Here is a 26,271-nt window from a genome sequence, read left to right as displayed (position 1 = left end):
GAATTGTACTGGAAAATTTAGGCAATTGACTAATCTTCGTCAGATTAATCTTATTCGCTGCTCGCGAGCACGCGAAATACCTGATCGCGCCCTTTCGATTTAGCGTTATACAAGGCGCTATCCGCAGCCTTCAAAAGCGCTTGTGCATTGGCCATCGGCGTTGCCGCTGTATGCGTTGCTACACCAAAACTTGCCGTTACTGTCAGTTTGCCCGCATCACTGGTGAACGGCTCTGAGCGAATCGCGCTGCGCAAGCGCTCTGCCACTTGATCGGCCGCATTGGCATCGGTAACAGGAAGAACAACGACAAACTCTTCACCTCCATAGCGACAAACAAAGTCGTTGACCCGACTTGCGGTTTGCTGCAAACGCTCAGCAAACGCCACGAGCACATCATCACCAATCAGGTGACCGTAAGTATCGTTCAGAGGTTTAAAGTTATCGATGTCGACCATAATCACCGACAGTGGACGCTTCTGCTGCACGGCCTGATGAAATTCTTGGAGCAGCCGCTCATCAAAGTAACGGCGGTTAAACAAGCGTGTTAGGCCATCTTCGTGGCTCTTGCGTTCAAGCTCAGTATTGGCGCGCTGTAAGCTCGTGGTGACTTTTTCAAGTTCTGCCGTGCGTTCTGCCACTCGCGCTTCTAGGGCTTCATTTAGTTCACGTTGCGCTGCCTGCGCTTCTAACGCATGTTTAAGCGCATCATCTTGAGCTTCTAATTTTTGCGTGCGCTCCTCGGAATACATCAGTGTCACCACCCAGGAAAGCAACAACACTTCAATACCCGATCCGATCATAATGGCATAACGCTGGATAAACTGACCATCAATAATCCCCAAGTAGCCTAGGGAGGTAAAAATAATAGATGCTAAGAAGGTAAACCAAGCCAACATGAATATTTGCGCATACATCATGCCACGTAGCCACATCGCCACACCGAGAACCATTACGTAACTGCAGGCAATTACCGCGAACGCAAGCAGCATTCGAATCGTGAACGAATACGGTAACAGCATACTGGCAAGGCCAATAAACCCCGCTACTGCGCCTAAGATCACTAAGCCCTTATGCCAGTTTGGTCCGTTCTTTCGTAAATTAAGTAATTGGGTGATAAACAAGGTGGCGAACACAAAAGCAAAGCCCCCAAATAACACAATCGCCCGGTCCTGTAGCCAAATAAACTCCGGCCACAAGTAGCGAAAGCCAACTCCGCTCAGAGCCGACATCAGCAAACCGGTAAAAATCACATAGACCGAATAACTGAAGAAGCTCGGTTCTCGGGTCACCACAAAGCCGAAGAGGTTATAGACCACCATGCAAATCAGCACACCAAAGTACAAGCCTACCGCTACATTGAGCGGCCCTTGTGCCGCATGGAACGAGTTCGCCGGCCAAATATACAAAGGTACCCGTACCGAGCTACTGGTTTCTACTCGAAGGTAGGCCACATGGGCATGATCATAGGGAATTGCGGTAACAAAGGAATTGGCGAGTACCGGTCGCTCTAGAAACGGGAGTTTATCCCCCATCTGATAGTAGATGGGCTCGCGATCAGCCGTGACATAGTACAGTTGTAGATCATCAATTAAGGGGTATTCGATTTGTAAAAGTCGATCGCCGGTGCCTGCGGGGATCTCAATCCGCAACCAGTAAGGAGTGGTGTCATAACCAAATGAAATCGCCTCCGTGCCGAGATATCGCCACGCATTATCGGGCAACGCCTGAATCTCAGAAAACGTTAACGCACGCCCTGTATCCTTAATATAGGCAGCGGCAGGCACCACTCGCTCGTCTGACGCTGTCTCCGCCGTAGCGCCAAACGCCAAGGTGAACAACACAAATAGCCACCCCCACAGCAAGCGCTGACAACACAGCCTACTCATCATGGTTTTCCTCCTGGCTCAGTTCGGGCCAAGCACCAAACAAGCGGATCGCATTGTCACTACTCGTCCGCGCCACATACGCGCTGGTTTGTTCACGCAAGCGCGCTACTTCGTGGAGTACATAGGGCAGATTTGCCGGAGTATTGGTGCGGGATTTGGGTTTTGGTTTGATTGTCCGGGGTAATAAATACGGAGCATCGGTTTCGAGCAATAATCGATCGTCGGGAACAAAGGGAACCGCCTCTTGCAGCGCCGCACCTCGGCGCTCATCGCATACCCAACCCGTTATCCCGATATAGCAGCCTCGCTCAAGGTAAGCCTCTAAAGTACTCCGATCGCCAGTAAAACAATGAGTGAACGCCGCCGGCAGGGCGCTAATATATTCATCAAGGATATGGAGTTGATCGGTTAATGCATCCCGTTCATGCAAATAAACGGGTAGCTGTAAGTCCACCGCCAACTCTAACTGAGCCGCAAATACACTACGTTGCACCGCTGGTGGCGAATAATTGCGATTATAATCGAGGCCGCACTCGCCAATGGCGCGCACCTGCGGCTGTGCGGCAAGCTCCCGCAATCGATTAAGGTAGTCTGCAGATACATGAGCGGCGTCATGGGGATGTACACCCGCCGTAGCAACACAATGGGGCCACAGCGCTGCTAGGCGCGCTGCATCTGCACTGGTGCTTTCTGATGTACCAATCAATACCATACGCTTTACGCCGCTATTCGCGGCGTTGTGCATCAGCTGATCAATATCATCACGAAGTGCAGCTGCAGTAAGGTTGACGCCACAATCGACAAGCATGGAATCAGCGATTACCGATCCAACTGCACACGAATACGTCGGTTTTGACCGTCCGTACCTAAGAAGTAGCTATTAAACACGCGCCCTTCTTCAATATAGTATTGCGTACGCTCACTAAAATAGAAGCGCTCCGATCCTTGCTGGCGCCATACCTGACCGTTGTCTAAACGGAAGAACCAGGTACCACGCGGATTCTGCCACGCCTCAGCAATGGTGACGTACTCACGACCTTCAATGGGTTTTCCGGCACTTTGCTCTTGCTCTCTTCGCTGCTGTTCCGCTTGTTTGGCACGTGCCTCTGCTTCAGCGGCGCGCTTCTCGGCTTCTTGAGCCCGGGCTTCAGCCTCACGCGCTCGCTCTTCGCTTTGTTGTTGTGCCCAAGTAACCCGCTCTTCCGGATCCATTTGCTGACGCGCCTGCTCGGCTCGTGCTTGCCCTTGCCCCTGGCCTTGACCCTGGCCTTGACCCTGACCTTGACCCTGACCTTGACCACGACCGCGTTCTTGAGCGGAGGCACCACTGCTACTTAAACCTGCAACCACATTATCAAAGCAGACTAAACGCTCGAGAGCATTTTGTATTTGTGCACAGGATCGTAACTGCGCATTCACGGATTCTTCGGCATTCAGAGGGGAGCTCACCATCACTAATGCACTTGCGATTGCTATTTTTACTGCAAACTTCATGGCTGTTCCTCCTTTGTTTTTTTTGTATATAAGCCAGCCAAGACTATGCCTAGTTCATACAGTAACCACATCGGGACTGCAAGCAAGGTCTGCGAAATGACATCCGGTGGAGTTAAGAACATACCTACCACAAATACCCCAACAATCACGTACGGGCGCTTATCTCTAAGGGATTGCGGTGTAACGGTTCCGCTCCACACCAACAATAAGATGGCGACGGGAATTTCAAACGCGATGCCGAAGGCAAAGAAAATTTTCAGAACAAAATCGAGGTAACTGGAAATATCCGTGGCAATCGTAATGCCCTCGGGCGCCATACTGGTAAAAAATGCAAACGCCAGTGGCAATACCACGTAGTAAGCAAAAGCAATCCCTGCGTAAAACAGCAAGCTGCTGCTGATCAGTAATGGCACAACCAATCGCTTTTCTTTCTCGTACAGTGCGGGGGCAATAAACCGCCACACTTGATGCAGAAGAAACGGAATAGCCACGAAGATCGCCACCACAAGAGTTAATTTAAAAGGCGCAAAGAAAGGCGCACCAACATCGGTAGCGATCATACTGGTGCCTTCGGGTAAGTGCACCATAAGTGGGTCTGCCAACCAACGATACAAATCCCGGGCAAAATAAATCAAACTGACAAATATCAAAAGCACCACGGTCACGGAACGTAACAGGGTTTTACGTAACGCGGCGAGGTGATCGAGTAAGCCGGCTTCTTGCATATTAAGAATCCTTTGGCTTTTTATTGGTAGGCGTTTTGTTCTCGCTGCTCTGATCATCCGCAGGTGGCGCGTAGGGATGGCGCACCGAATCTGCCGCCCGTTGTAATTCCTCGAGAGAGCGCTTCAACTCTGGAGAAAGGTTCTCCATATCTTCAGCTGTCTCAATTTTCTTAAGATGCTCATGAAGCTCTTTTACGCGGAGCTCGTGATTAATTTCCGCTTCCATACGACTGCTAAAAGCGCGGAATTTGGCAATGTTACGTTGCAACGCGCGAATAGCCCCGGGTAATCGCTCTGGACCCAACACGAGTAAACCGATGACAGCAATGACCAGTAACTCCCAGAAGCCCATATCAAACATAGCTTAGTCGCGCTTTTCTGGCTTCTGTTGTGAGTCGTTCTTTTCGCCTTCAGAAGACTCTGAAGGAGGCGTGTTTTTCGGGGCTTGCTCTAGCTTTTCAGCGTCATCTTTATCATTTTTTGAGTCATTTCCCACTTCTTTCTTAAAGCCACGAAATGCCGAGCCAAGATCACTACCTAAACCGCGTAAGCGCTTGCTACCAAACACTAACACAACGATTAGGAGCACAATGAGTAATTGCCATAAGCTAGGAGCCATGCTGTTTCTCTCTTTCCGTTAAAGGCGTATTCGTTAAGGTTTCGCCGACCACGCTCGCCACCACGTTAACACGGCGGCTAAACCAGTCACTGTAGGCCAAACCACCATCATAGGGGCGACCACAAAAGCTGCGGTAGTAATGGTTAAACTGACAGCCAGTAAGCTCCACCAGCGGCTTACTGCAGCCCGTTTCTGATGCTCAATAAATGCATCTGCATATTGCTGAGCATCACGACTGCTATTGCGTACTTGCTTCAGTGTATCGTATAGCAAAGTCGGCATTTCAGGTAGTTTTTCTGCCCAGTACGGCGCCTGCTCTTTCAAGCTTCGCACCAGCGCACGCCAGCCAATTTGCTCTTGCATCCACCGCTCTAAATAAGGCTTTGCGGTTTTCCACAGATCTAACTGCGGATACAACTGACGGCCCAAGCCTTCCACATACAATAGGGTTTTCTGTAACAGCACCAACTGAGGCTGCACTTCCATTTCAAAGCGCCGAGCTGTATTAAATAAATTCAATAACACATTGGCAAAGGAAATCTCAGCGAGGGGCTTCTCAAAGATAGGCTCACAGACGGTGCGAATAGCGGACTCAAACTCTTCGATATTGGTGTCGGTAGGCACCCAGCCAGAATCAACGTGCAACTCAGCCACTTTGCGATAATCACGATTAAAAAAGGCAATAAAATTCTCAGCCAGGTAACGCTTATCCTCGCGGTTGAGCGTACCAACAATGCCAAAATCAACCGCAAAATAGCGTGGGTTCTTCGCCGAATCCGGATCCACAAAAATATTGCCTGGGTGCATATCTGCGTGGAAGAACGAATCTCTGAACACCTGCGTGAAGAATACTTCAACGCCTCGCTCTGCTAAGGTTTTTAAATCAATTCCAAGCTCACGGAGACGTGCCACATCATTCACCGGCACCCCGTAAATGCGCTCCATCACCATCACATTGGGGCGCGTAAACTCACTAAATACTTCTGGAATATAGAGTAACTCCGAATCGGTAAAATTACGACGCAGCTGAATCGCATTAGCGGCTTCCCGGTCCAGGCTAAGCTCGTTATACAGGGTTTTACGATACTCATGAATGACTTCTACGGGTTTTAAACGCTTTCCATCTGGCAAATAGCGCGCGGCCAAGCGGGCCACCGCTTCCATAAGCTCCAAATCCGCATCAATAGTTTTCACGATGCCGGGCCGAGTCACCTTCACGACCACGTCTTGCTCTTGCCCGTTATCCGGGCGTTTAATCACCGCCGAATGCACTTGGGCGATGGAAGCAGACGCTAAAGGTTTAACCGTGAAGGATTCAAAAAGCTCCGACATATCGGCAATACCCAGGGATTTCTCAATCAGGCGCTTCGCTTCTTCGCCAGGGAACGGCACCACCCGATCTTGCAGCATCGACAACTGTAGGATCATATCGGGCTCGAGCAAATCATGCCGAGTCGAGAGCATTTGCCCCAGTTTCACATACACGGGACCAAGAGCTTCAAGCGCCATACGTAAACGTTCCGCCAACGGCTTGTCTGGATGCCGATTGCGCAACCAAAACGCACAACGGCGCCAAAAACGGATATACCACGGCAACCAGCGCCGAGGTATCAAATCGTCTACTCCATGTTTGAGCAAGGTGCTCAAAATTTTATATAAGCGGAAAGCTCGCACGGGCTTACTCCGTTTTCGGCGGCGTTGATGACCGCTTCGCTATTGAATCTAAACGTTTCTCTAAGGCGTCGAGTTGCTTACCAAGAGCGCGCACGTCGTCTTGGTAGAGCGCAAAGAATAACGGGCTCGCGGCAAGTTGTGTCTCTTGCGTAAGCACATCGCTCGCGCGTTTTTGCATACGCGCTGCGTTTGGCCTCATTTGCTTTAATTTATCCACACCTTGGGCCAGCCAGTAGCCCGGCACATCACCTAGGTAGTGAGCAAATAGCTCTTCAAAATCCACATCCAGCTTTAAAAATACCTGCGCCGCTTGCTGAGCGAACACTGGATCGCCGGTGATCGTCACTCTGCCCGATTGCATCATCTGCGTCACTTTGCTGGCGTCACTTAACTCGCTAAGGTCGCTCAATGCCACGGTGACGGAACCATCCACGGATTCATAATCGGGGCCAAGCAAGGAAATAGCGTCGGCGTAGAAAAACAAGGTAATGGGTTCCGGTAGTCCTGACACATTTAGCCGAAAACACTTCCCTTGCACGCCGGCTAAACGCTGCTTGGCGCGCGGGTCGTTCGCAAGCGCTACATTGAGCGCCCGTTCAATACTGGCTCGAACAACCGCTAGCACCGGCATTAGAATTTAAAACCTCGATGCAAGGCAACGATACCGCCGGTCAAATTGTGATAGGTCACTTGCTCAAAGCCGGCGTCTTGCATCATGTCTTTTAATGTTTCTTGGTCTGGGTGCATACGAATAGACTCGGCCAGATACTGATAACTCTCTTTATCTTTGGCAATCCATTCACCCATACGTGGCATCACATGGAACGAATACACATCGTAGGCCTTCGACAATAATTCCACGTCGGGTTTGGAGAATTCCAACACTAGGAGACGGCCGCCAGGTTTTAGCACCCGCAGCATGGAGCGCAAGGCAGCATCTTTATCAGTCACGTTACGTAAACCGAAAGCAATGGTGATCAGATCAAAGGTATCATCCGGGAAGGGAAGTTTCTCTGCGTCGGCCTGCACATAACTCACATTGCCGACAATTCCCATGTCGCGCAGCTTATCGCGGCCTACTTGCAGCATAGATTCGTTAATGTCCGCCAGCACGACCTCTCCTTCAGGCCCCACCATACGAGAAAATTTTGCAGCAAGATCGCCGGTGCCGCCAGCTAAATCGAGAACCTTTTGTCCACGCCGCACACCGCTGCAATCAATGGTGAATCGTTTCCACAAGCGATGAATCCCAAACGACATCACATCGTTCATCAAGTCATACTTGCCTGCAACAGAGTGGAACACACCGGCAACCATGTTCGCTTTCTCGTCTTTTGCGACGGTTTTGAAACCAAAGTGTGTACTATCGTCGTGCTTTTTCATGAAAAACTGCCTGCCTCGTAAAATTCAGGCCTAGTGTATACGATAGCAGCGATTTGCCCAATACACAGGGCGCAATCCCGGTACAATTAAACGGAAGCATAGCGTTCCTTATCGGGTAACCAACGTTGCATCAAGGCATCACTATGCTGTGGGAAATCACGAAAGAGCTGCTGTGCGATCTGTTGGATTTCTGGAATTAAGTCGCTATCGCGGGTTAAATCCGCCACTTTCATTTGCACTAAACCGGTTTGTCGCGCTCCCAGAAGTTCGCCGGGGCCGCGCAATTCCAGATCTTTCTCCGCGATCACAAAGCCGTCGTTACTCTCGCGCAGCACCCCAAGGCGTTCTTGGCCTTGGCGTGATAGCGGCGTTTTGTAGAGCAACACACAAGAACTTGCTACTGAGCCTCGGCCTACTCGGCCCCGTAATTGATGCAACTGGGCTAAGCCAAGGCGCTCCGGATTCTCAATAATCATTAAGCTGGCATTAGGAACATCCACGCCAACCTCAATCACGGTGGTGGCCACCAGTAAATCCAATTCATGCGCCTTAAACTGCTGCATAATGGCTTCTTTTTCTGCACTTTTCTGACGGCCATGCACTAAGCCCACCCGCAGCTCCGGCAAGGTTTCCGTTAGGTAGGCGGCGGTATCTTCCGCCGCCTGACATTGCAACACTTCTGATTCTTCAATCAGGGTACACACCCAATACACCTGTCGGCGCTCGCTCACCACCGTATGGCGCAAACGTTCAATCACGTCATCCCGTCGGCTGTCTGGAATGGCTACTGTATTTACGGGGGTGCGGCCAGGAGGGAGCTCATCAATGATCGAGGTGGCTAAATCAGCATAGGCGGTCATTGCCAAGGTACGAGGAATCGGCGTCGCCGTCATCACCAGTTGATGCGGATGCATGCCTTGTTGTTCACCTTTCTCCCGCAGAGCAAGGCGCTGATGCACCCCAAAGCGGTGTTGCTCATCAATAATCACTAAAGCTAAACGGTGAAAGTGCACGCTTTCCTGAAAGAGCGCATGGGTACCCACGATAAAACCCAAAGTGCCATCCGCTAATGCCTCTAGGGTTGCTGCTCGGCCTTTCCCTTTGAGCTTACCTGTCAGCCAGCCCACACGCACACCTAAGGGTTCGAGCCACATGGAAAAGCTTTGCGCATGTTGCTCGGCCAATAATTCCGTAGGTGCCATTAAGGCAACTTGATACCCAGCTTCAATTGCCGACAGCGCCGCCATTGCCGCCACTAAAGTTTTCCCCGAGCCCACATCCCCTTGCACTAAGCGCAGCATCGGCAAGGCTTGTTGCATATCCGCTTCGATTTCTTTTACCACTCTTTCCTGCGCACCCGTCGGGGAAAACGGCAAGCCATCGAGGAATCGTTGCTTTAGGACTTTTGAAGGTACGAGCACCGGCGCAGATACCGCCTGCTGTTGCTGTCGCGCATACAACATGCTCAGTTGATGGGCGAGCAATTCTTCTAGGGCTAATCGACGTTGGGTGGGATGAAATCCATCTAACAGCTGTTGCTGATCGATATCTCGCGGCGGGTGATGGAGCGTACGAATCGCGGTTTCTAAGCTAGGTCGGCCTGCCCGCAAATCAGCGGGCAACAGTTCGGGTAAACTTTTATTGTTCAAATAACTGAGGGCTTGGGTCACTAAGTTCCGCAATGTGAGTTGATGCACCCCTTCGGTGGTGGGATACACCGGCGTGAGCGCTTCATCGACCTGAATGGGTTCGTGACCATCCACCAGTTTGTACTCTGGGTGAATCACTTCCGGTCCCGTTGGTCCCGGTCGTACTTCTCCGTACAAATGCACTTTTTGTCCAGTGACAAACTGTTTTTGTTGGGCTGCAGAAAAGCGAAAAAAGCGCAGGGTAAGCGTACCCGAGCGGTCGTTCACACGCACTAAGAGCGCGCGCCGCCGTCCGAAATGAACTTTGGCGTCGATCACATCCGCTACCACGGTGGCGTGATCACCCACCCGCATACTCGCAATCGGAGTAATACGGGTGCGGTCTTGATAGCGTAATGGCAGATGAAAAAGCACATCTTGCACACTGCGCAATCCCAATTTCGCCAGCCGCTCCGCCATTTTTGGCCCCACACCTTTCAGGGTGGATAGCGTGATCTCCGCTAAGGCACTCATGCAGTAATTAGCTTCCTAGGTACGCCACTTGCGAACCACATCATACATATCCGTTCTGCGGTCTTTTAAGTTGGTCACGGATCCTTCGTTATGCAAATAGCGCAATTCATCAAGGTTTAAATCCGAGAACATAAGCATTTCAGTATTCGGTGTGGTTTCCGACATCACTGCATCATGGGGGAAAGCAAAATCCGACGGAGAAAATACCGAGGATTGGGCATACTGCACATCCAAGCTCTCCACTTCAGGTAAGTTGCCGACACTGCCGCAAATGACCACGTAGCATTCATTTTCCACCGCGCGCGCCTGTGCACAATGGCGTACACGTAAATAGGCGTTACGGGTATCGGTCCAGAACGGCACGAATAGAATTTCCAAACCTTCATCGGCCATCAAGCGGCCCAGCTCCGGAAATTCCACGTCGTAACAAATCAGAATGCCCACACGACCTGCATCAGTTTGGAATACCTGCACCTTATCGCCACCTTCAATAACCCAATCACGTTTTTCATGGGGCGTGATATGAATTTTCTTTTGCTCTTCCACAGACCCATCACGGCGACACAAATAAGTGACGTTATACAGAGAATCACCTTCCTGCAGTGGCATGGAACCGGTAATGATATTCACGTTATAGCTCACCGCCATTTGTGACATTTCCTTACGGAAGCGCTCAGTAAAGGTGGCCAAAAAACGAATCGCCGACATCTGTTGGCTTTTATCGGAAAGCCCCATCAGCGGGGCATTAAAGAATTCGGGGAACAACGCGAAATCGCTTTTGTAACTCGAAATCGCATCCACGAAATACTCAACTTGCTGCAGCAGCTCTTCTACCGATTTCACTGAACGCATTTGCCATTGCACCGCACCCACTCGCACGTTGCGCGACCGAGACGAAATCACCGTATCCGCAGGCTCATACAAGAAGTTGCTCCACTCGAGCAAGGTGGCATAGCCCTTCGATTTTTTATCTTCGGGCATATACTTATATAGTAAGCGCTTTACCACAAAATCGTTTGCCAACTGAAAGCTCAAAATTGGGTCGTAAATCTCGCGCCGACGCACTTTTTCTAAATACTGACTGGCCGTCATGTCGTCTGCGTATTTATGGAAATTCACAATACGACCGCCGGCCAGAATAGCTTTTAAGTTTTCCTGAATACACAGCTCTTTACGGGCATCGTACAAGCGCCGACCCAATCGGTAGCCGCGGTAATCTGGATGAATCAAAACATCAAGACCGTACAGCGCATCGCCATCATCTTCATTCAAAATGGTATCGCGCTTTCCCAGCAAATCATCGTACTGGTGGGGGTTGGAAAACTTGTCGTAAGTAACTTGCACCGTAAGGGCAACCCCTACGATGACGCCGTTGTCTTCAAGGCAGATCTGACCATCGGGGAATTCACGAATCAATTTGCGAATGGTGTGCTCTTCCCATGCCCCGCCAATATCATCGTACACCCGGTCCATCAATGCTTTTAACTGCGGGTAATCTTCGTTGCGTAAATTGCGAAGCTGTAAATGCAGGTCTTCTGGGCTCATCCGTATACCTCGTGAATCTAAGAATTGCTTGCGCTCCTCATTTTCAAGGAACGATCACATTAATTGAGTGTACATCCTTTGCAAGCGAAGCGGGAGAGCCTATGCTTATTTCATCGATCGCACCAAAAACTCCGCTTATCTCGAAAGGGGTTGTCATCCTAGCTTGAGATGTTTATGCTTCTAGACGTCTAAAAACCAAAATTGAGAAGCTGTATGTCATCCACACCGCAACCGAGTGCGCTAGCACTCCTACCGCTCGCTTTATTTCTCGCGTTATTTCTCGGCACCGGCATTGTTCTACATAGCCAAGGTGTAGAAATGGCGTTTTATCAACTGGCCAGCCCAGTCGCGATCTTACCCGCGATCATTCTGGCCGTTATTTTAAGCAAAGAAGAGCTCAATCGCCGCATCCAAACCTTCGTAGAAGGGGTTGGACACAACAACATTATCACCATGTGTTTGATCTACTTAATGGCAGGGGCCTTCTCCACAGTCGCCGCTGCTACCGGTGGGGTTGATGCCATGGTGTCTTTGGGATTAGCGGTTATTCCACCGTCGTTTATTTTACCCGGTATCTTCTTGATAGCCGCTGTTGTGTCGACCGCCATGGGCACCTCCATGGGTACACTGGCCGCGCTGGCCCCAGTCGCTCTTGGGTTATCTCAGGTCGCGGGAATTAACCCTGCATTAATGGCCGGTGTACTCGTCAGTGGCGCCATGTTTGGAGATAACCTCTCCTTTATCTCCGACACCACCATTGCCTCGACCCGCACCCAAGGCTGCGCCATGAAGGATAAATTTCGCACCAATTTACGCATCGCCGTGCCCGCAGCCATCGGAACCATCATCCTGCTGTCATTATTCGACACCGGAAGCGCGCCCATCGATGCCCCAGAAGCTAACTACTGGTTAGCGCTACCCTACTTCTTTATTATCGCACTGGCAGTCACAGGCCTGAACGTATTCGTGGTGCTTACTTTAGGTATTATCTTGGCCGCGCTCTTCGGCATGGTTGCAGTAGATTACGCACTCGTTTCCTTCACCCAAGATATCTATATTGGCTTTACTAGCATGCAGGAAATTTTCTTGCTGTCGCTGCTCATCGGCGGATTATCCGCTCTAATTCGACAACAAGGTGGCTTGGCGTTTTTGGCGAAAACCGTAGAACGGGCAACCGGATCTTTAAGCCGTCGCAAGGATCGGTCGGCAGCCTTTGGAATCGCAGGTTTAACAGCACTCACCAACCTCGCCGTGGCCAACAATACCGTCACTATTTTGATTTCAGGGGAAGTCAGCAAACGCCTCGCCAAAGAAGGAAACGTCGCGCCACGTCAAAGTGCAAGTTATCTAGATATATTTGCTTGTGTCGTGCAAGGGGTTCTACCCTACGGCGCCCAAGCGCTGTTAATGGGCGCAACCTTCGGAATTTCGCCACTTGCAGTGAGTTTGAATACCTTCTATTGCTTCATTCTTGGTATTGTCGCTGTGGTCGCAATCTTCCTGTTCGGCCCCATCAAAGCCCAAGAAACCCAAGCCGAAACCGCCACCCTTTAGCCAACGCACCGCGTTGGCACCAAGTTCACATCAAGCACGGGGCTAGGACAGCCTCGTGGAGGCGATTCTCGCTCCGCGCTCGGGAACAACCCCAGACCAACGCGCGGCTGAAGATACGGAGTGCGGAGTGAGATATCGGTGCCGGGCGGGTGTCTGCCGCAGGGATGCGGCAGCCAAGCCCCCACGGATGGGTTCACGGCGTCCCGCACGGTGCGATTCTCGCTCCGTGCTCAAGGACAACCCCAGGCCAACGGAGCTAGTTAGTGGAGGGGAGTTCCATGATGCCGTCGATTTCGATCTGTGCATCTTTGGGTAAAGCACGAACGCCGATAGCCGCGCGAGCTGGATATGGGGTACTAAAGAACTCAGCCATCACTTCATTCACGATGGCGAAATTACCGAGGTCAGGTAGGTAAATTTGAACCTTGACCATATTTTGCAATTCACCACCCGCAGCTTCACATACTGCCGCAAGGTTCTTAAAGACCTGCACTGCTTGCTCACGAAAATCATCGGAGACCAAGGTCATGGTTTCTGGTACCAAAGGGATCTGCCCCGATAAATATACCGTAGTACCGATTTTTACTGCTTGCGAATAGGTTCCGATTGCCGCGGGCGCATGCTCCGTGGCAACAATCACTTTAGACATGGGCTATTTCCTTAAACGAGAGACCCGTTGCACATTGGGCATTTTGCGGATATGACGCATGACATCCGCTAAATGTTTACGATTACTAATGGTTAATTCCACATCAATATAATAGATCGTTGCGTCAATTTCTTCTGTTTTCAAGCCCTGAATATTACATCCGGTTTGGGCAATGGCAGAGGTAAGCCGCGCCAGCGCCCCTTGATGGTTTACCATTTCCACGCGAATTTCCGAGGTGAACTGAGAATCCGGTTTGTTATCCCATTGCACCGGGAAATAGCGTCCTGGCTCATCTTCATGACCGCGCACATTTTTACATTCGCGGCGATGAATCACCAAACCCCGGCCTGGGCTCACATGGGCAATAATATCGTCGCCAGGGATAGGGCGGCAGCACTTAGCGAAGGTCAAGAGCAGGCCATCGGCGCCCTTAATAGCTAGACTGCGGCCGTGCTCGTCATCGCCGGCAGCAGCTTTCAAGCGCTTATCATCACCCATTAAACGACGGGCAACTGCCAAGCTCATCAAATTACCTAAGCCTATTTCGCGCAATAACGATTCTTTACTCTCGCGCTTGAGCTCAGTAGCCACTCGTTCAAAATCCGTATTAGGAATGTCGTCCATGCTATGGGCACCCAAAGCAGCACGCAGCAATCGCTCGCCGAGCTGTAATGCTTCGTCGGATTCCGCGTTTTTCAGATATTGACGGATTTTCAAACGGGCCTTCGCAGTCACCACAAAGTTAAGCCAGGCAATATTGGGGCGTGAACCAGGCGCCGTACGAATTTCTACCGTTTGTCCGGTTTCTAATGCTTTGCTTAAGGAATAAGCCTTATGATTGACCCGTGCACCAATGCACGTGTTGCCAATATCCGTATGCACGGCAAAGGCGAAGTCCACCGGAGTTGCGCCCTGCGGTAATTCAATAATGCGCCCATCTGGCGTAAATACGTAGATTTCGTCGGGGAATAAATCCGATTTTACATTTTCAATAAACTCAAAGGAATTACCCGCGCTCTGCTGCAGTTCGATCAGACTTTGCATCCATTTCTGGGCGCGCACCTGAGCCGTGGTACCGCTATCTTCGATATCTTTGTACAGCCAATGGGCAGCAACCCCACGATCTGCCATCAAATCCATTTCTTCCGTGCGAATCTGAATTTCCACCGGAATACCATGAGGGCCTTTTAGCGACGTATGCAATGACTGATAGCCGTTGGATTTAGGAATGGCGATGTAATCTTTGAAGCGGGTTTCGATCGGCTTATACAAATTATGCACGGCGCCAAGTACGCGATAACAGGTGTCAACACTGTCCACCACCACACGAAACGCATAAATGTCCATCACCTGATCGAACTTCAGTTCTTTGTTCAGCATTTTCTTGTAAATGCTGTACAAGTGCTTTTCACGCCCATACACGCGCGCCTTAATGTTTTGCTCTTCAAGGCGGGAAATTAATTCGTTGTGGGTGCGCTCGAGCAGCGCCTTGCGATTGCCTCTAGCTTTACGTACCTGACTTTCCAGCAAACGCGCCCGCCACGGATGCATGGCCCAGAAACCAAGGGTTTCGAGTTCATTTTTAACGTTATGGATACCTAACCGATGAGCAAGGGGCGCATAAATTTCGAGGGTTTCCCGGGCAATGCGACGACGCTTGTCCGGGCGCAAATGACCAATAGTCCGCATGTTGTGGGTACGATCCGCCAACTTAATCAGAATCACCCGAATATCCTGCACCATCGCCATGATCATTTTACGATAGTTTTCGATTTGGGCTTCTTCTTTGCTATTAAATTGGAGTTTGTCGAGTTTCGATACCCCTTCAACCAGCTCGGCTACTGTGGCACCGAACTGTTCGGCGAGATCTTCTTGGGTCACGGAGGTATCTTCAATCACATCATGCAGCAGCGCGGCCATGAGTGTTTCATGGTCTAGGCGCATTTCCGCAAGCATGCAGGCCACCGCGACTGGGTGGGTAATATAAGGTTCACCGCTTTGCCGTTTTTGTTCGATATGCGCCTGAAACGCCACGTGGAATGCAGCTTCTATGCGTTCCACCTGCGGTTTTGGCAAGTATGCCTCAGTTAAATTGCGCAACCCTTCAAACAAATACACTACAGCGCTCTCACTTCTTTTCGCGGTTTTCAAGCCGTGTTGTGGCGTCACAGACAACCTTACTCATCACATGATTCAATACAACTAGAGTACATCAAAACATGTGTTTTGATTGCACAGGAATATCAGAGAGCATAAGGGGAAATGAAGGATTTGCCAACGGGCAAGCACCAGTAGGTGTGAAAACACCTACTGGTTTAGATATGTTATTCTTCGTGATGACTCGATTTTAGGGCGGTCATTGCTGCAACTTCCGCTTCATCTTGGGCAAAACGTTCTTCTTGATCGTCTTGATCTAAACGCTCTGCGTCGATCAAACCTGCTTCGATTTCACGTAATGCAATCACGGTTGGTTTTTCGTTATGGGTTTCAACTAGAGGCTCTTTTCCGCCATTAGCAATTTGACGCGCACGCCGAGCAGCCACCAGTACCAAATCAAACCGGTTACCAATACGATCTACTGCATCTTCAACTGTTACCCGTGCCATTTATGTTCCGCCTTAAGTTAAACCTAAATAAAAATACTCATTTCACGCCAATTTCGAGCCCTACGGCTGAAAAGGGCAATTATTGTACTGTAAATCACCCTATAACGCCAAGCGCTATTCGTGGAGTAAATTTTGCAACACTTCCCGATATCGAATCTGCTGCTTCGAACGGCGCATACGCTGACACATCACAATGTGCTCTAGGTTATTTACCGACGCATCAAAATTTTCGTTCACAATCAGGTAACTGAACTCCGCATAGTGCGACATTTCGTGCTGCGCTTTTGCCATGCGTTTGGCAATTACTTCATCACTATCCTGGCCACGAGTGCGTAATCGGCGTTCTAGTTCGTCGTTTGAAGGGGGCAAAATAAAAATTGTGTGCACGCCCGGATAGGCTGCTTTCACTTGTCGAGTACCCTGCCAATCGATATCGAGAAATACATCGGTACCATTGGCTAAGGTTTTCTCAATGACCGTGCGCGAGGTTCCATAGTAATGATCGAATACCTTCGCCCACTCATAGAACTCACCTTGATCGACCTGTTTGAGAAAGGTCTCTTCCGATACGAAATGATAATGCACGCCATCCACTTCACCTGGACGCGGACGCCGCGTGGTGGTACTCACCGACACTTCCATGGAGCCATCTTGGTGGCGCTCTAATAATGCTTTGATCAGGCTGGATTTACCGGCGCCGCTGGGCGCTGCAATCACAAAAAGGTTTCCGCTCACATTCGACATAGGCAACCATTTCTCGGTGGTCTTAGAATGCACTTTAAAGTACACCAAAGCAGCCTGAAGCGCCACCATTCTTCCGCCACCACTCATCCATTCGGTGATCACTGAAATCCCCGGGCCGCGATGTTTTTCCGCGAACTTCCATGCTATAACAGTGCCTAAGCATTGAACTGTCTGAGTTCACAAAAAAGAGGAAGCACATCATGGCGTTATGGATCTCCCTAATCGTTCTCGTACTGCTGATCATTTATGTGGTCGGGATTTACAACAAACTTGTCGCGTTAAAGAACCGATTTGAGAATGCGTTTGCGCAAATCGATGTGCAGTTAAAGCGACGCTATGACCTCATCCCAAACTTAGTAGAAACGGCTAAAGCCTACTTAAAGCATGAGCGTGAAACCCTGGAAGCCGTGGTGGAAGCGCGGAACCAAGCCGCTTCAGCACTAAAAGGTGCAGCCGCTGCCCCTGGCGATGCACAGGCCATGGGTAAATTGGCTGGTGCTGAAGGTGCCTTATCTAGTGCACTCGGACGACTCAATGTGGTGATGGAAGCCTATCCTGACCTAAAAGCCAATCAGAATATGATGCAGCTGAGCGAAGAGCTCACCAGCACTGAGAATCGCGTGGCCTTCTCGCGGCAATCCTTTAACGATTCCGTCATGTCGTACAACACCTATCGCCAATCTTTCCCACCGGTGGTTTTTGCGAATATGTTTGGTCACAGCACAGACGCAACTTTGTTGCAGTTTGAAGATCGCGAAGAAATCCAAAAAGCGCCTGAAGTTAAATTCTAGCGCATAACCTGAGGTAATTATGGCCGCCATGGATTTCTTTGAACATCAAGCTGTTGCTAAGCGCAACACGCGCCTGCTCGTTATCCTATTTGGGTTAGCTGTGATCAGTTTGTTGGCACTCACCGCTCTTCTGGTGGCTGCCGTTACCGGTGGGATGCATGCATCACAGCAAACACCCGGACAAGCCGAAAGCTTCACCTTGCAGTGGGATATTGTGATCGCAGCCATGGGCATGACCCTGTCTGCGATTAGCCTCGCGGTTCTCTACAAGTGGTCACAGTTACGTGGGGGCGGTCGCATTGTGGCCGAGGCCCTCGGCGGGGTGCGGCTTTCGCCAGATAGCCGCGACCCACTCGAGCGCAAGATCCTCAATGTCACCGAAGAAATGGCCATCGCCGCAAATATGCCGGTGCCTCCCGTGTACTTGCTGAAGAACGAAGCGGGCATTAACGCCTTTGCCGCGGGCTACTCGCCGCGAGATGCAGTTATTGGTATTACCCGAGGGTGTGCTGAAAATCTCACGCGAGATCAGTTACAAGGGGTCGTCGCCCACGAGATTGCCCATATTCTCAATGGCGATATGCGTATGAATATCCGCATTATGGCCATCCTCAACGGGATTTTATTTATTAGTCACGCCGGTTACCTCTTACTCCGTACTGGTATGTTTAGCCGCCGTAATGATAAAAACCCATTGCCTTTTATTGGCATTGGCTTATTGATTATCGGCGCCATCGGCATCCTGTTTGGAAACCTGATCAAAGCCGCCGTCAGCCGTCAGCGCGAATATCTAGCCGATGCCTCAGCAGTGCAATTTACTCGCAACCCGGATGGTATTGGCGGGGCCTTGGAGCAAATTGGCGCCTTGCAGAAATCAGGAGCCGGTAGTCGGGTTGAAAGTAAAAACGCCGATGAAGCCGCGCATCTCTTTTTTGGTCAGGCAGTGAATAAAATGATGTCGGTGTTTGCTACCCATCCCCCGTTGAGTAAACGCATCAAGCGGGTGCGTCCGAGCTGGGATGGCACCTTTCGAGCAAACTCAGCACAGCAGTTAAAAAAAGAGCTACAGTCTGAGCAAGCAGAAACGAGCAAGAGCAAAGATGACGCCAAACAGGACAAGCGCAAGAAAGCCGTGCTCAATACGATTCTTACCGGCGCTGTGCTGGGTGCCGGTGAATCCGGCGGACGTGTAGCAGGTAGCGCCATCCCCGTCTCCGCCGCCCTACGCGATGAAGTGCGTCAGCAACAAGGCGCAGAAGCGATTATTTTCGCCATCGCCTTGAGTGCCGACGCGGCAGTGCGCGAAAAACAAATGGCACTGATCCGTGAGCAACACGGTGACGAGATGGCGACACGCACACTCAACGACTACGCCCAAGTTCAGGATCTCCCCTTAGAAGAACGGCTGCCTCTGGTGGAACTATCGATTCCTGCCTTAAAAACCTTTGCCGAGCAAGACGCAAGAGCCATTTTGGCGACGCTGCACGATGTGCTCGCTGCGGATGAGCAGATCACGCTCTATGATTGGTGCTTGGGGCAGATTGTGCGCCGCTACGTACTCGCGCAGTTTGCACCGAACAAACGGGTACCATTGGTTCAAACCCGTTTTGTCAGTGACGCCGAGTATTCATTATCAGTGCTTGCTCATTATGGTCATCCGAATAGCAAACAAGACAGCGACGCGGCGTTTCATGCGGGTGCCCGCCATTTTCAAAAGAAATTGGCACCATTTAGCCACACCAAATTTAGTTTTGGTGATCTCGCGGATGTACTGGACCGTATCAACGAATGGACCCCACAGAACAAAGAGCGCATGGTCAATGCCTGGTTAACCTGTGCGGAGTACGACGGTGAAATCACGGTTGTGGAGCGCAAATTACTGACCGCTCTTTCGGCCTGTATAGGCGAGCCTATCCCGGAATCAAGTCTTGAGCGCAGCAAATAATCGCTGCGCTGTTTCTTCTGGGTGCTCAAGCATAAAGCAATGACCCCCCGGTACCGGCGTATATGAAAAGTGTGGGTTCTGTTGCTGCCAACGGGCCATCGACTGATGCACAAAGGGGTAACTCCGTTCACCGATCCATGCATGCGTTGGTACCTCAATACGGGGCAACGTTGACCAGAGCCCCCGCGCATAACTAGAAAAGATCTCTGCTTCCCGTTCAGGTGCACATTTTAAGCGTCGCCCTCCTTGGGCCAAAGGCTCCGTGGCATACTCCGCATAGGCCCGCAACGCTTCCTCTGTCCAACCCCGAAACATCCCACGCCCGCGTAACGAGTTCATAACGTCGGTGATCGATACCCATTCATTTCGACGTTTCCGCGCCTTCTTTGCAATAGGATTGTGGCTATACAAGCGAATCCACTGCAGCGGCTGCATCCATCGCAACATGCCCGGTGTAAACACAATGGGATCAAGCAGTAATAATTGCTTAAATAACGTGGGATCCGAAGCGGCCATTAAACTAGTCAATACCCCACCAAAGCTATGACCCACGCCTATGAATGGTCGGTCGGCGTAGTGCTGTTGCAATTGCCGGCCAATATCAGTGGCAATGACCGCGGAGCGATTCCAACCCACAAATGACCCACCGTGATCACTGTCACCATGGCCTTGGGTATCATGCAAAATAATATCTGCATGAGGGCTTAACGCCTGCCACAAGGGCAAGTAGGTTAATCCCGAGTAAGAATTCCCATGAATAAAGTGCAATACCGGTTTGCTTGAGCCTTCATGAATGAGTGTACGTTGCCCACGAATGCAAAAGCCTTCCGGCGTTTTCGCTTCATAATGGAGCCACGGAATACCGCCCATGCCTACGCTTTCTTTGGCGTGCACCAGTGGGTTGCTCAAATGAGGGGGCTGACTACGAATAATCCGAATCTCCATAACGCTACAGTACCTGTGTATATTTCACAGCATACGTGATTTCCCAGTCATTGAAATCTTCTTCATCGACTTCAGCAAGTGCTGGTTGTTGTTGATAGCAAAAGCATTCATCATAATGCCCTACAAGATTGTTATCAGTGAGGACTCAATGGCCACTTGGATTACCGGAACCGTTGTCGAAAACAAACGCTGGCACGCAGATTTATTCAGCTTACGGGTAAAAACCGACCCATTCGATTTTATCGCGGGGCAATTTGTCCGACTCGGTATGCCTGGTCCAGAGAAGCGCATTCAACGGGCTTATTCCTTGGTCAATAGCCCCGACGATCCCATCTTAGACTTTCTAGTCACAACGGTTCCCGATGGCGAATTATCACCGCGTCTGGATCAGTTGCAGCCCGGCGATACCCTTGAAGTCAGCCAACCGGCCAGCGGCTTTTTTATTCTCAGTGAAATTCCCGACGGTAAAACGTTGTGGTTGATTGGTACCGGAACCGGTATTGGTCCTTATTTTTCCATGCTCGGCACCGACGAGCCTTGGCAGCGCTACGAGAAAATATACTTGATTCATGGCGTGCGCACCGAAGCGGATCTGTGTTACCAAGATAAAGTTCGCCAGTGGCAATCTCGTTACCCCGAGCAGCTGGTGTATCAGCCAGTAGTCACACGTGAACCCGTCATTGGCGCCTTGCATGCGCGCATCCCGTCGCTGATTCACAGTGGTGAACTCGAGCATGCCACCGGAGGCACCTTGGATGAAAACGCACAAATTATGCTCTGTGGTAATCCACAAATGATTACCGACGCCAAAGCCGAACTAGCGGCTCGGGATCTCAATATTAATTTGCGCCGGAAGCCTGGAAACGTCACTGTTGAGCAGTATTGGAAGTAAGTCTTTACTCACATCCAGCGCTTGTAGTTATCTCGCGTTACCCGCAGCAATTGTTGCTGTAAGGTTTCAGCGACTGCAGTAGGTAAGTACGGTAACTGCAAGTGCCCCGCAGCGGTACTTACCGTGAGATTACTCACGTTAAACCAACGTTGCAAAGGGCCTTGGCTCATCCGAACGTGCTGTAGTTTGGCGGCAGGCATCCATTGTTGGCGAGACCCGATCAGACCATGGCGAACTGCCAACCACTGACCATCAAAATGCCAGGCAAACATATTCCACCAGCGCCAGCGAAGTAAGCTAAGCCCCACAAAAAGTCCGAGGGCCGCACGCCAATCAAACACCAACCAGCCCAAAAGGGAAAACAGCAAAACAAAGCGTGGGAACATGAGCCAATGAACCGATTGCCAATCAGCGTTTGGCAAACGTAAATCTTGACAAAAATCTTTATGAATTGCCGGCGAAACACAGGGCAGCACGAACTTTCCGTCTTGTTTTTGCTGATTTCCCGCTTGGGAAATCCGAATTTGGTGACGATGTAACAGACGTCCCATCCAGCCTTGACGAATATCGATCAACTGTAACTTCTGAACTCGGAAACTACGCGTTAAGGTTGACGTTAATCCCGCTTCGTAGCGTACCCGATCCCCTTCCCGAGTCAGGGTATATCCATAGTATTTGTTAAAGTGAAAGGCGATCGTACCTAAAATCAACACCACCAATGCAGCAATTCCAATGGCGACTAGCGCCAAAATGGCATCACTCGTACTTGGAAACTGTTCAACAAAAGCAACGAAGCGTTCCTGAACGCGCTGATTGACCTGCTGATTGGAAAATAGAAGGGCAAGAATCACACCGACCACGACAAAAATATTGTGCATTAAGCCGATGCGTAACACCTCGCTCGGGGGAAGCCTAAAGGTGAAATCAGGAGTAGCTGCCACTTCCTGTCCATGTTTATCCGTGGTTACTGCCCCCTTATCCGTTGATAGCTCTGCAAGGATCTCTGCCTGGATGGCTAGCGCCCGCTCCACCCGTAGTCCCGCAACTTCAACTTCTTGTGCCTTACTGCCCGCACTTTGCAGCTTCAAAATCGCTAACTGAAAGGGTCTAAAATAGAAAGGTCGTGCGATATCCGCTTGCTGGATCCGATCATAGTCGAGGTTAAGCTCCACTTTGCGCAATACCCCTTGGCGCACACGAATGCGATTCGCCTCAGTGGCATAAAAAAAACGGCGGTAGCGCAGTACCGTGGTAATCAGAATGAGTACCAGCAACCCTAACAGCAAATGAGGGATGTATGGGCGCAGCGCACTTACGGCAATAAAAGCCGCCGCCAATGCCGGGGCTGCTTGATACAAGTGCTTTAACATCAAGCGAATAGTGCTTAAAAAGAAAAAACACAACGCCAGTAATGGCAGTCGCTGCCATGCGTTAGGTTCAGTCATCCTTGCCATTCCGTTCCTGTGGTTCAGTGGCAACGGGCCCCGCTTCAGTAATAGCGGCGTCATCCAACTGCTCCTCACGAATCACAGCAAGTAACCCATCCCGCAACGCGGTGGCGTCTTCCCGTGCGAGACCCGGAATAGTGAGATCGGCGCCACTGCCGCCAGCAGTAAATATAATTAAACGTGCCAAACCGAGCATGCGCTCAAATGGGCTCTGCTCAATTTCAAGATGCTGAATGCGATTGTGTGTCACCGCAGTATGCCGATGCCACAACGCCCCCACACGCAAATGCAGTTCTTTTTCTTCCGATGCATACGCGGTTACACGAAAGCGTCGAGGTGCCCATAAAAATAACAAGCTAAGCCAAATTACCCCTAAAACCGACCAACCAATGATCGCCACCCAAAGAGGAATCGCATCCACTAAGACCGCAGGGAAAGAAAACGCGATCAGAATCAGTCCACATAAAATTGTTTTATCTATGCGTAACAAAGCGACATAGCGGGGTGACACCCGTCGCCAATTTAGTTCATCCATGGTGTGCTACTCTCGTTAAGGAATCCTCGTGCATACAATTTAACAAATCTCACTGGATTCTCACCTGATTTTCTTCGATAGTGAATCTCATGGGGAATAAAACAGTGTGACCCACGTTATCACATGATAACCACCTCGCTAGAGTGGTTTATGGAGAGTGCTAGATGAAATATGGTCGTCAGCTTGTAATGATAGGCCTTGCAGCAACTTTCGGCAGCACTATATCGATTGCCGATGAGCCATTACACATTCATTGGGCGGTCAATACAGCGCCCCCATTTCATGTAGTCTCAGGCCCGCTACAAGGTGAAGGTATTTGCGATGTACTTATGGATGCGGTTGATGCGCGCCTACCTGATATCACCACCCAGCGTTCCATTTTGCCGCAAACACGAATTCGCCAGCAGTTCGAACGCGACGAAAACAGATGCTTTCCCTGCATGATTTATCGTCCCCATGCAGCGCGCAATGCCGTCTTCACCGAACCGACTCACTTTTACTACCCTCACGGCATTATCACCACGGCCGCTCGGGCTGCAGAAATTCGCGAACGTTTTGGCGACCCAGTCTCGCTCACCCGCTTGTTACGCGAAGGCGACTACCGCTACGGCTACCCCTCTGGACGCGTGTATGGTGAACTACAACCGGTAATCGATGCTGTGGCACCAGAAAGCTACCGAATCGTCCATACGGGCGAGAACGCCACCATGGCGATTCTCGCGATGATTAAAGCGGGCCGTATTGATTTCACCATTGATTATCAAATACTGCGCACCTTTGATCAGTATTTTAGCGGCAATCAATTGGCCTTTATTGAAATCGAGGAAACTTCGGGCTCCCATGTTCTCGGTGCTATTGGCTGCACCGATAATGAATGGGGCCGCATGGTGACTGAGCGTATTAACCAGGTGTTACCTGAGGTGCGCCAAGATCCGGAGTTTTTACGGGTGCTCAATCGCTGGTTCGAAGATAAACCCGAGCAAGCGCCTTACAATGAGTTACTGAAAGCGCGTGTGTGGGAGTACCCCGTGAGCTCCCACATCAACGACCCACATTAAAATGAACGCGAACTTAATCCTATTGAGCGCACGCAATTAAGTAATCGGCAAGGGAACCCATACCCGTGCGTTGCACGCCGGCGGCCTTTTCCGCCGCCTGATTGTAATTGGTGTTGGTATTCACATCGTACACAAACAGTTCGCCTTGCGCGTTTTCGATCACCTCAATCCCTGCCACATCCACCTTCGCTTGGCGTAAGAATGTTTCCAGTTGTTCAATAATCGGATGCCCATCAAAGCGCTGACTGATTTTGAATTTGCTCGGTGCCGCTGCTTGTTGCGGCGTGGTTGGGCAAAAGTCATCCCCCACAGCACACACATCAGCCGGGCATAGTTCAAAGCCGCCTTCGGTATTCACATCCACGGAATACACGAACTTCTGACCGACGAATTCGCAACGCGTAATATGCGGCGCCTTCGGTTGAATATATTCCTGCAGTAACCACAGTCCATCAAGGGGCTCTTCGTAACTTGGGCCTTGAACAAATTGCTCCAGCTCTGCAAGTTGATTAAAGCGCATCACGCCTAAGCCCTTACCTCCGCGATTTGGTTTTAGAATCAACGGCCAACTGGCAAAGTTACGAGCAGCCTCCGGCAATTGCTCACGCCCGACAACGGCACGGGTGCGTGGCGTGGTAAGCCCTGCTTTGTTCAAAGCGGCATACTGCGATAACTTACACACCTCAAGATAGAGTGCTGGCGTGCCGTTCAGCACAGTCACCGGGTGCTGTTCAAGCCAGGTCAGTGCCATCCGGGTTAACTCCGGGGCAAATCGATGCCCACGGGTATGCGAACTCGCACTCATTCGGTTATAGTAAACAGCGTCTTCCGGCACCTGATCAAAAGCGACAACGCCGGTGTCTAGGAACCACTCATTTAAGGTAACGCCACGGGCGTCAAATTCCGCACGCAGTGGCACTAGCCACTCCTGATTCTCATGTAATACATAGATTGGACGCATAGTTTCCTCAATCGTTACCTTAGTTACATTGATTTTAACTGAATCTCGACTCATGCTTTATACAATTCGAGCGTAAGACAGATCGAAATAGACTAAGAACTACGTAAACCGGTTAGTTTAGATCGCTTTTGTCTTAGAATACCCAACGCACTAACCAAGCAAGGATATACCCATGATTTCAGAAAATTCTCAGGTACCTGCAGGAACGCTCACAACGAAAGGTCAGGTTGGACTCGATCAATTGAATCCAGAGGAGTTATTTGCATCAGGCACTCACGTGCTGTTTGCGGTACCCGGAGCCTTCACACCCACCTGTTCCGAGCAGCATCTTCCTGGCTATGTACGCCAAGCAGAAGCACTGCGCAGCAAAGGGGCGGATGGGATCTATTGCCTCGCCACGAACGATGCCTTTGTGATGGCCAACTGGGCCAAAGATCAAAATGTCGGCGGCTCCATTACCATGCTTTCCGATGGTGATGGTAGTTGGCTGAAGTCGATAGGATTAACCATGGATACTGGCAGCTTTGGCGGTGTTCGCGCACAGCGCTTCGCCATGATCATCCGCGACGGTGTCGTTCAAAAGCTTTTCGTTGAAGATCCAAAAAGCTTTGATGTTAGCTCCGTGGAACATGTCTTAAAGCACCTGTAACCCTGA

25 protein-coding genes are annotated in these 26,271 nt (G+C 50.5%); 6 read left to right on the top strand and 19 right to left on the bottom strand.

Annotation, left to right across the window (positions count from 1 at the left end; translation table 11 throughout):
- Nucleotides 1–50: 50 nt before the first annotated feature.
- From FM042_RS09850 to FM042_RS09800, 11 genes are all read right to left on the bottom strand, one after another.
- Nucleotides 51–1,889 carry a sensor domain-containing diguanylate cyclase gene (locus FM042_RS09850; RefSeq protein WP_143236254.1) on the bottom strand — a complete coding sequence of 613 codons (1,839 nt, stop codon included), beginning with the start codon at nt 1,887–1,889 and terminating at the stop codon, nt 51–53.
- Nucleotides 1,879–2,694, bottom strand: coding sequence for a TatD family hydrolase (locus tag FM042_RS09845; protein WP_143236253.1), 816 nt, complete (start codon nt 2,692–2,694; stop codon nt 1,879–1,881). The genes FM042_RS09850 and FM042_RS09845 overlap by 11 nt, the downstream gene beginning before the upstream one ends.
- Nucleotides 2,695–2,705: 11 nt before the next feature.
- Complete coding sequence (locus tag FM042_RS09840) at nt 2,706–3,380, bottom strand: hypothetical protein (RefSeq protein ID WP_143236252.1); 675 nt, start codon at nt 3,378–3,380, stop codon at nt 2,706–2,708.
- Nucleotides 3,377–4,105 (bottom strand): twin-arginine translocase subunit TatC, encoded by a 729-nt coding sequence (gene tatC / locus FM042_RS09835; RefSeq protein WP_143236251.1) that lies wholly within the window; start codon nt 4,103–4,105, stop codon nt 3,377–3,379. The genes FM042_RS09840 and tatC overlap by 4 nt, the downstream gene beginning before the upstream one ends.
- 1 nt (nt 4,106) lies before the next feature.
- Nucleotides 4,107–4,466 (bottom strand): Sec-independent protein translocase protein TatB, encoded by a 360-nt coding sequence (gene tatB, locus FM042_RS09830; protein ID WP_143236250.1) that lies wholly within the window; start codon nt 4,464–4,466, stop codon nt 4,107–4,109.
- 3 nt (nt 4,467–4,469) lie between these two features.
- Entirely contained in the window at nt 4,470–4,724 is a 255-nt protein-coding gene (gene tatA / locus FM042_RS09825) for a twin-arginine translocase TatA/TatE family subunit (RefSeq protein ID WP_143236249.1), read from the bottom strand.
- Between the two features lie 33 nt (nt 4,725–4,757).
- Nucleotides 4,758–6,398 (bottom strand): ubiquinone biosynthesis regulatory protein kinase UbiB, encoded by a 1,641-nt coding sequence (gene ubiB, locus FM042_RS09820; RefSeq protein WP_143236248.1) that lies wholly within the window; start codon nt 6,396–6,398, stop codon nt 4,758–4,760.
- 4 nt (nt 6,399–6,402) lie between these two features.
- Nucleotides 6,403–7,029, bottom strand: a complete 627-nt coding sequence (locus FM042_RS09815; protein WP_143236247.1) for a ubiquinone biosynthesis accessory factor UbiJ — start codon at nt 7,027–7,029, stop codon at nt 6,403–6,405.
- Nucleotides 7,029–7,781 (bottom strand): bifunctional demethylmenaquinone methyltransferase/2-methoxy-6-polyprenyl-1,4-benzoquinol methylase UbiE, encoded by a 753-nt coding sequence (gene ubiE / locus FM042_RS09810; RefSeq protein WP_143236246.1) that lies wholly within the window; start codon nt 7,779–7,781, stop codon nt 7,029–7,031. Before ubiE ends, FM042_RS09815 begins: the two co-directional genes overlap by 1 nt.
- 86 nt (nt 7,782–7,867) lie before the next feature.
- Complete coding sequence (recG, locus tag FM042_RS09805) at nt 7,868–9,943, bottom strand: ATP-dependent DNA helicase RecG (RefSeq protein ID WP_143236245.1); 2,076 nt, start codon at nt 9,941–9,943, stop codon at nt 7,868–7,870.
- Nucleotides 9,944–9,958: 15 nt separating this feature from the next.
- Nucleotides 9,959–11,488, bottom strand: coding sequence for a carbon-nitrogen hydrolase family protein (locus tag FM042_RS09800; RefSeq protein WP_143236244.1), 1,530 nt, complete (start codon nt 11,486–11,488; stop codon nt 9,959–9,961).
- Nucleotides 11,489–11,701: 213 nt separating this feature from the next.
- Here FM042_RS09800 and FM042_RS09795 point away from each other — a divergent pair, with 213 nt between their 5' ends.
- Nucleotides 11,702–13,042, top strand: coding sequence for a Na+/H+ antiporter NhaC family protein (locus tag FM042_RS09795; protein ID WP_143236243.1), 1,341 nt, complete (start codon nt 11,702–11,704; stop codon nt 13,040–13,042).
- 256 nt (nt 13,043–13,298) lie between these two features.
- Here the strand turns inward: FM042_RS09795 and FM042_RS09790 are convergent, their stop codons facing one another.
- The 4 genes from FM042_RS09790 to gmk form a co-directional block, all read right to left on the bottom strand.
- Nucleotides 13,299–13,691, bottom strand: a complete 393-nt coding sequence (locus FM042_RS09790; RefSeq protein WP_143236242.1) for a RidA family protein — start codon at nt 13,689–13,691, stop codon at nt 13,299–13,301.
- Nucleotides 13,692–13,694: 3 nt separating this feature from the next.
- Entirely contained in the window at nt 13,695–15,809 is a 2,115-nt protein-coding gene (spoT, locus tag FM042_RS09785) for a bifunctional GTP diphosphokinase/guanosine-3',5'-bis pyrophosphate 3'-pyrophosphohydrolase (protein WP_143236349.1), read from the bottom strand.
- 206 nt (nt 15,810–16,015) lie between these two features.
- The gene (gene rpoZ / locus FM042_RS09780; RefSeq protein ID WP_143236241.1) at nt 16,016–16,297 is read right to left on the bottom strand and encodes a DNA-directed RNA polymerase subunit omega; all 282 of its coding nucleotides are present in this window, start codon (nt 16,295–16,297) and stop codon (nt 16,016–16,018) included.
- A 114-nt stretch (nt 16,298–16,411) separates the two neighbouring features.
- On the bottom strand, nt 16,412–17,041 hold the full coding sequence (gene gmk, locus FM042_RS09775; protein ID WP_143236348.1) for a guanylate kinase: 630 nt from the start codon (nt 17,039–17,041) through the stop codon (nt 16,412–16,414).
- 200 nt (nt 17,042–17,241) lie between these two features.
- Between gmk and FM042_RS09770 the strand changes: the two genes are divergently transcribed.
- Nucleotides 17,242–17,832, top strand: a complete 591-nt coding sequence (locus FM042_RS09770; protein WP_143236240.1) for a LemA family protein — start codon at nt 17,242–17,244, stop codon at nt 17,830–17,832.
- Between the two features lie 19 nt (nt 17,833–17,851).
- Entirely contained in the window at nt 17,852–19,777 is a 1,926-nt protein-coding gene (locus FM042_RS09765; RefSeq protein WP_143236239.1) for a M48 family metallopeptidase, read from the top strand.
- Here the strand turns inward: FM042_RS09765 and FM042_RS09760 are convergent.
- The gene (locus tag FM042_RS09760; RefSeq protein ID WP_143236238.1) at nt 19,754–20,722 is read right to left on the bottom strand and encodes an alpha/beta fold hydrolase; all 969 of its coding nucleotides are present in this window, start codon (nt 20,720–20,722) and stop codon (nt 19,754–19,756) included. The genes FM042_RS09765 and FM042_RS09760 overlap by 24 nt on opposite strands.
- A gap of 148 nt (nt 20,723–20,870) precedes the next feature.
- Between FM042_RS09760 and FM042_RS09755 the strand changes: the two genes are divergently transcribed.
- Complete coding sequence (locus FM042_RS09755; protein WP_143236237.1) at nt 20,871–21,614, top strand: ferredoxin--NADP reductase; 744 nt, start codon at nt 20,871–20,873, stop codon at nt 21,612–21,614.
- An 8-nt stretch (nt 21,615–21,622) separates the two neighbouring features.
- On the opposite strand, the gene FM042_RS09750 is transcribed toward FM042_RS09755, so the two are convergent.
- A complete protein-coding gene (locus FM042_RS09750; protein ID WP_185960764.1) occupies nt 21,623–23,059 on the bottom strand; it encodes a PH domain-containing protein in 1,437 nt (478 codons plus the stop codon).
- Nucleotides 23,052–23,597 carry a PH domain-containing protein gene (locus FM042_RS09745; RefSeq protein ID WP_143236235.1) on the bottom strand — a complete coding sequence of 182 codons (546 nt, stop codon included), beginning with the start codon at nt 23,595–23,597 and terminating at the stop codon, nt 23,052–23,054. Before FM042_RS09745 ends, FM042_RS09750 begins: the two co-directional genes overlap by 8 nt.
- A 164-nt stretch (nt 23,598–23,761) precedes the next feature.
- On the opposite strand from FM042_RS09745, the gene FM042_RS09740 reads away from it, so the two are divergent.
- Nucleotides 23,762–24,655, top strand: coding sequence for an ABC transporter substrate-binding protein (locus FM042_RS09740; protein WP_143236234.1), 894 nt, complete (start codon nt 23,762–23,764; stop codon nt 24,653–24,655).
- A 19-nt stretch (nt 24,656–24,674) separates the two neighbouring features.
- On the opposite strand, the gene FM042_RS09735 is transcribed toward FM042_RS09740, so the two are convergent.
- On the bottom strand, nt 24,675–25,616 hold the full coding sequence (locus FM042_RS09735) for an ATP-grasp domain-containing protein (protein ID WP_143236233.1): 942 nt from the start codon (nt 25,614–25,616) through the stop codon (nt 24,675–24,677).
- A 172-nt stretch (nt 25,617–25,788) separates the two neighbouring features.
- Between FM042_RS09735 and FM042_RS09730 the strand changes: the two genes are divergently transcribed.
- Nucleotides 25,789–26,265, top strand: a complete 477-nt coding sequence (locus FM042_RS09730; RefSeq protein ID WP_143236232.1) for a peroxiredoxin — start codon at nt 25,789–25,791, stop codon at nt 26,263–26,265.
- Nucleotides 26,266–26,271: the final 6 nt, after the last annotated feature.

It is taken from the genome of Aliidiomarina halalkaliphila (assembly GCF_007096385.1).
Taxonomy (GTDB): domain Bacteria; phylum Pseudomonadota; class Gammaproteobacteria; order Enterobacterales; family Alteromonadaceae; genus Aliidiomarina; species Aliidiomarina halalkaliphila.
This window is presented reverse-complemented; position numbering and strand designations above follow the sequence as displayed.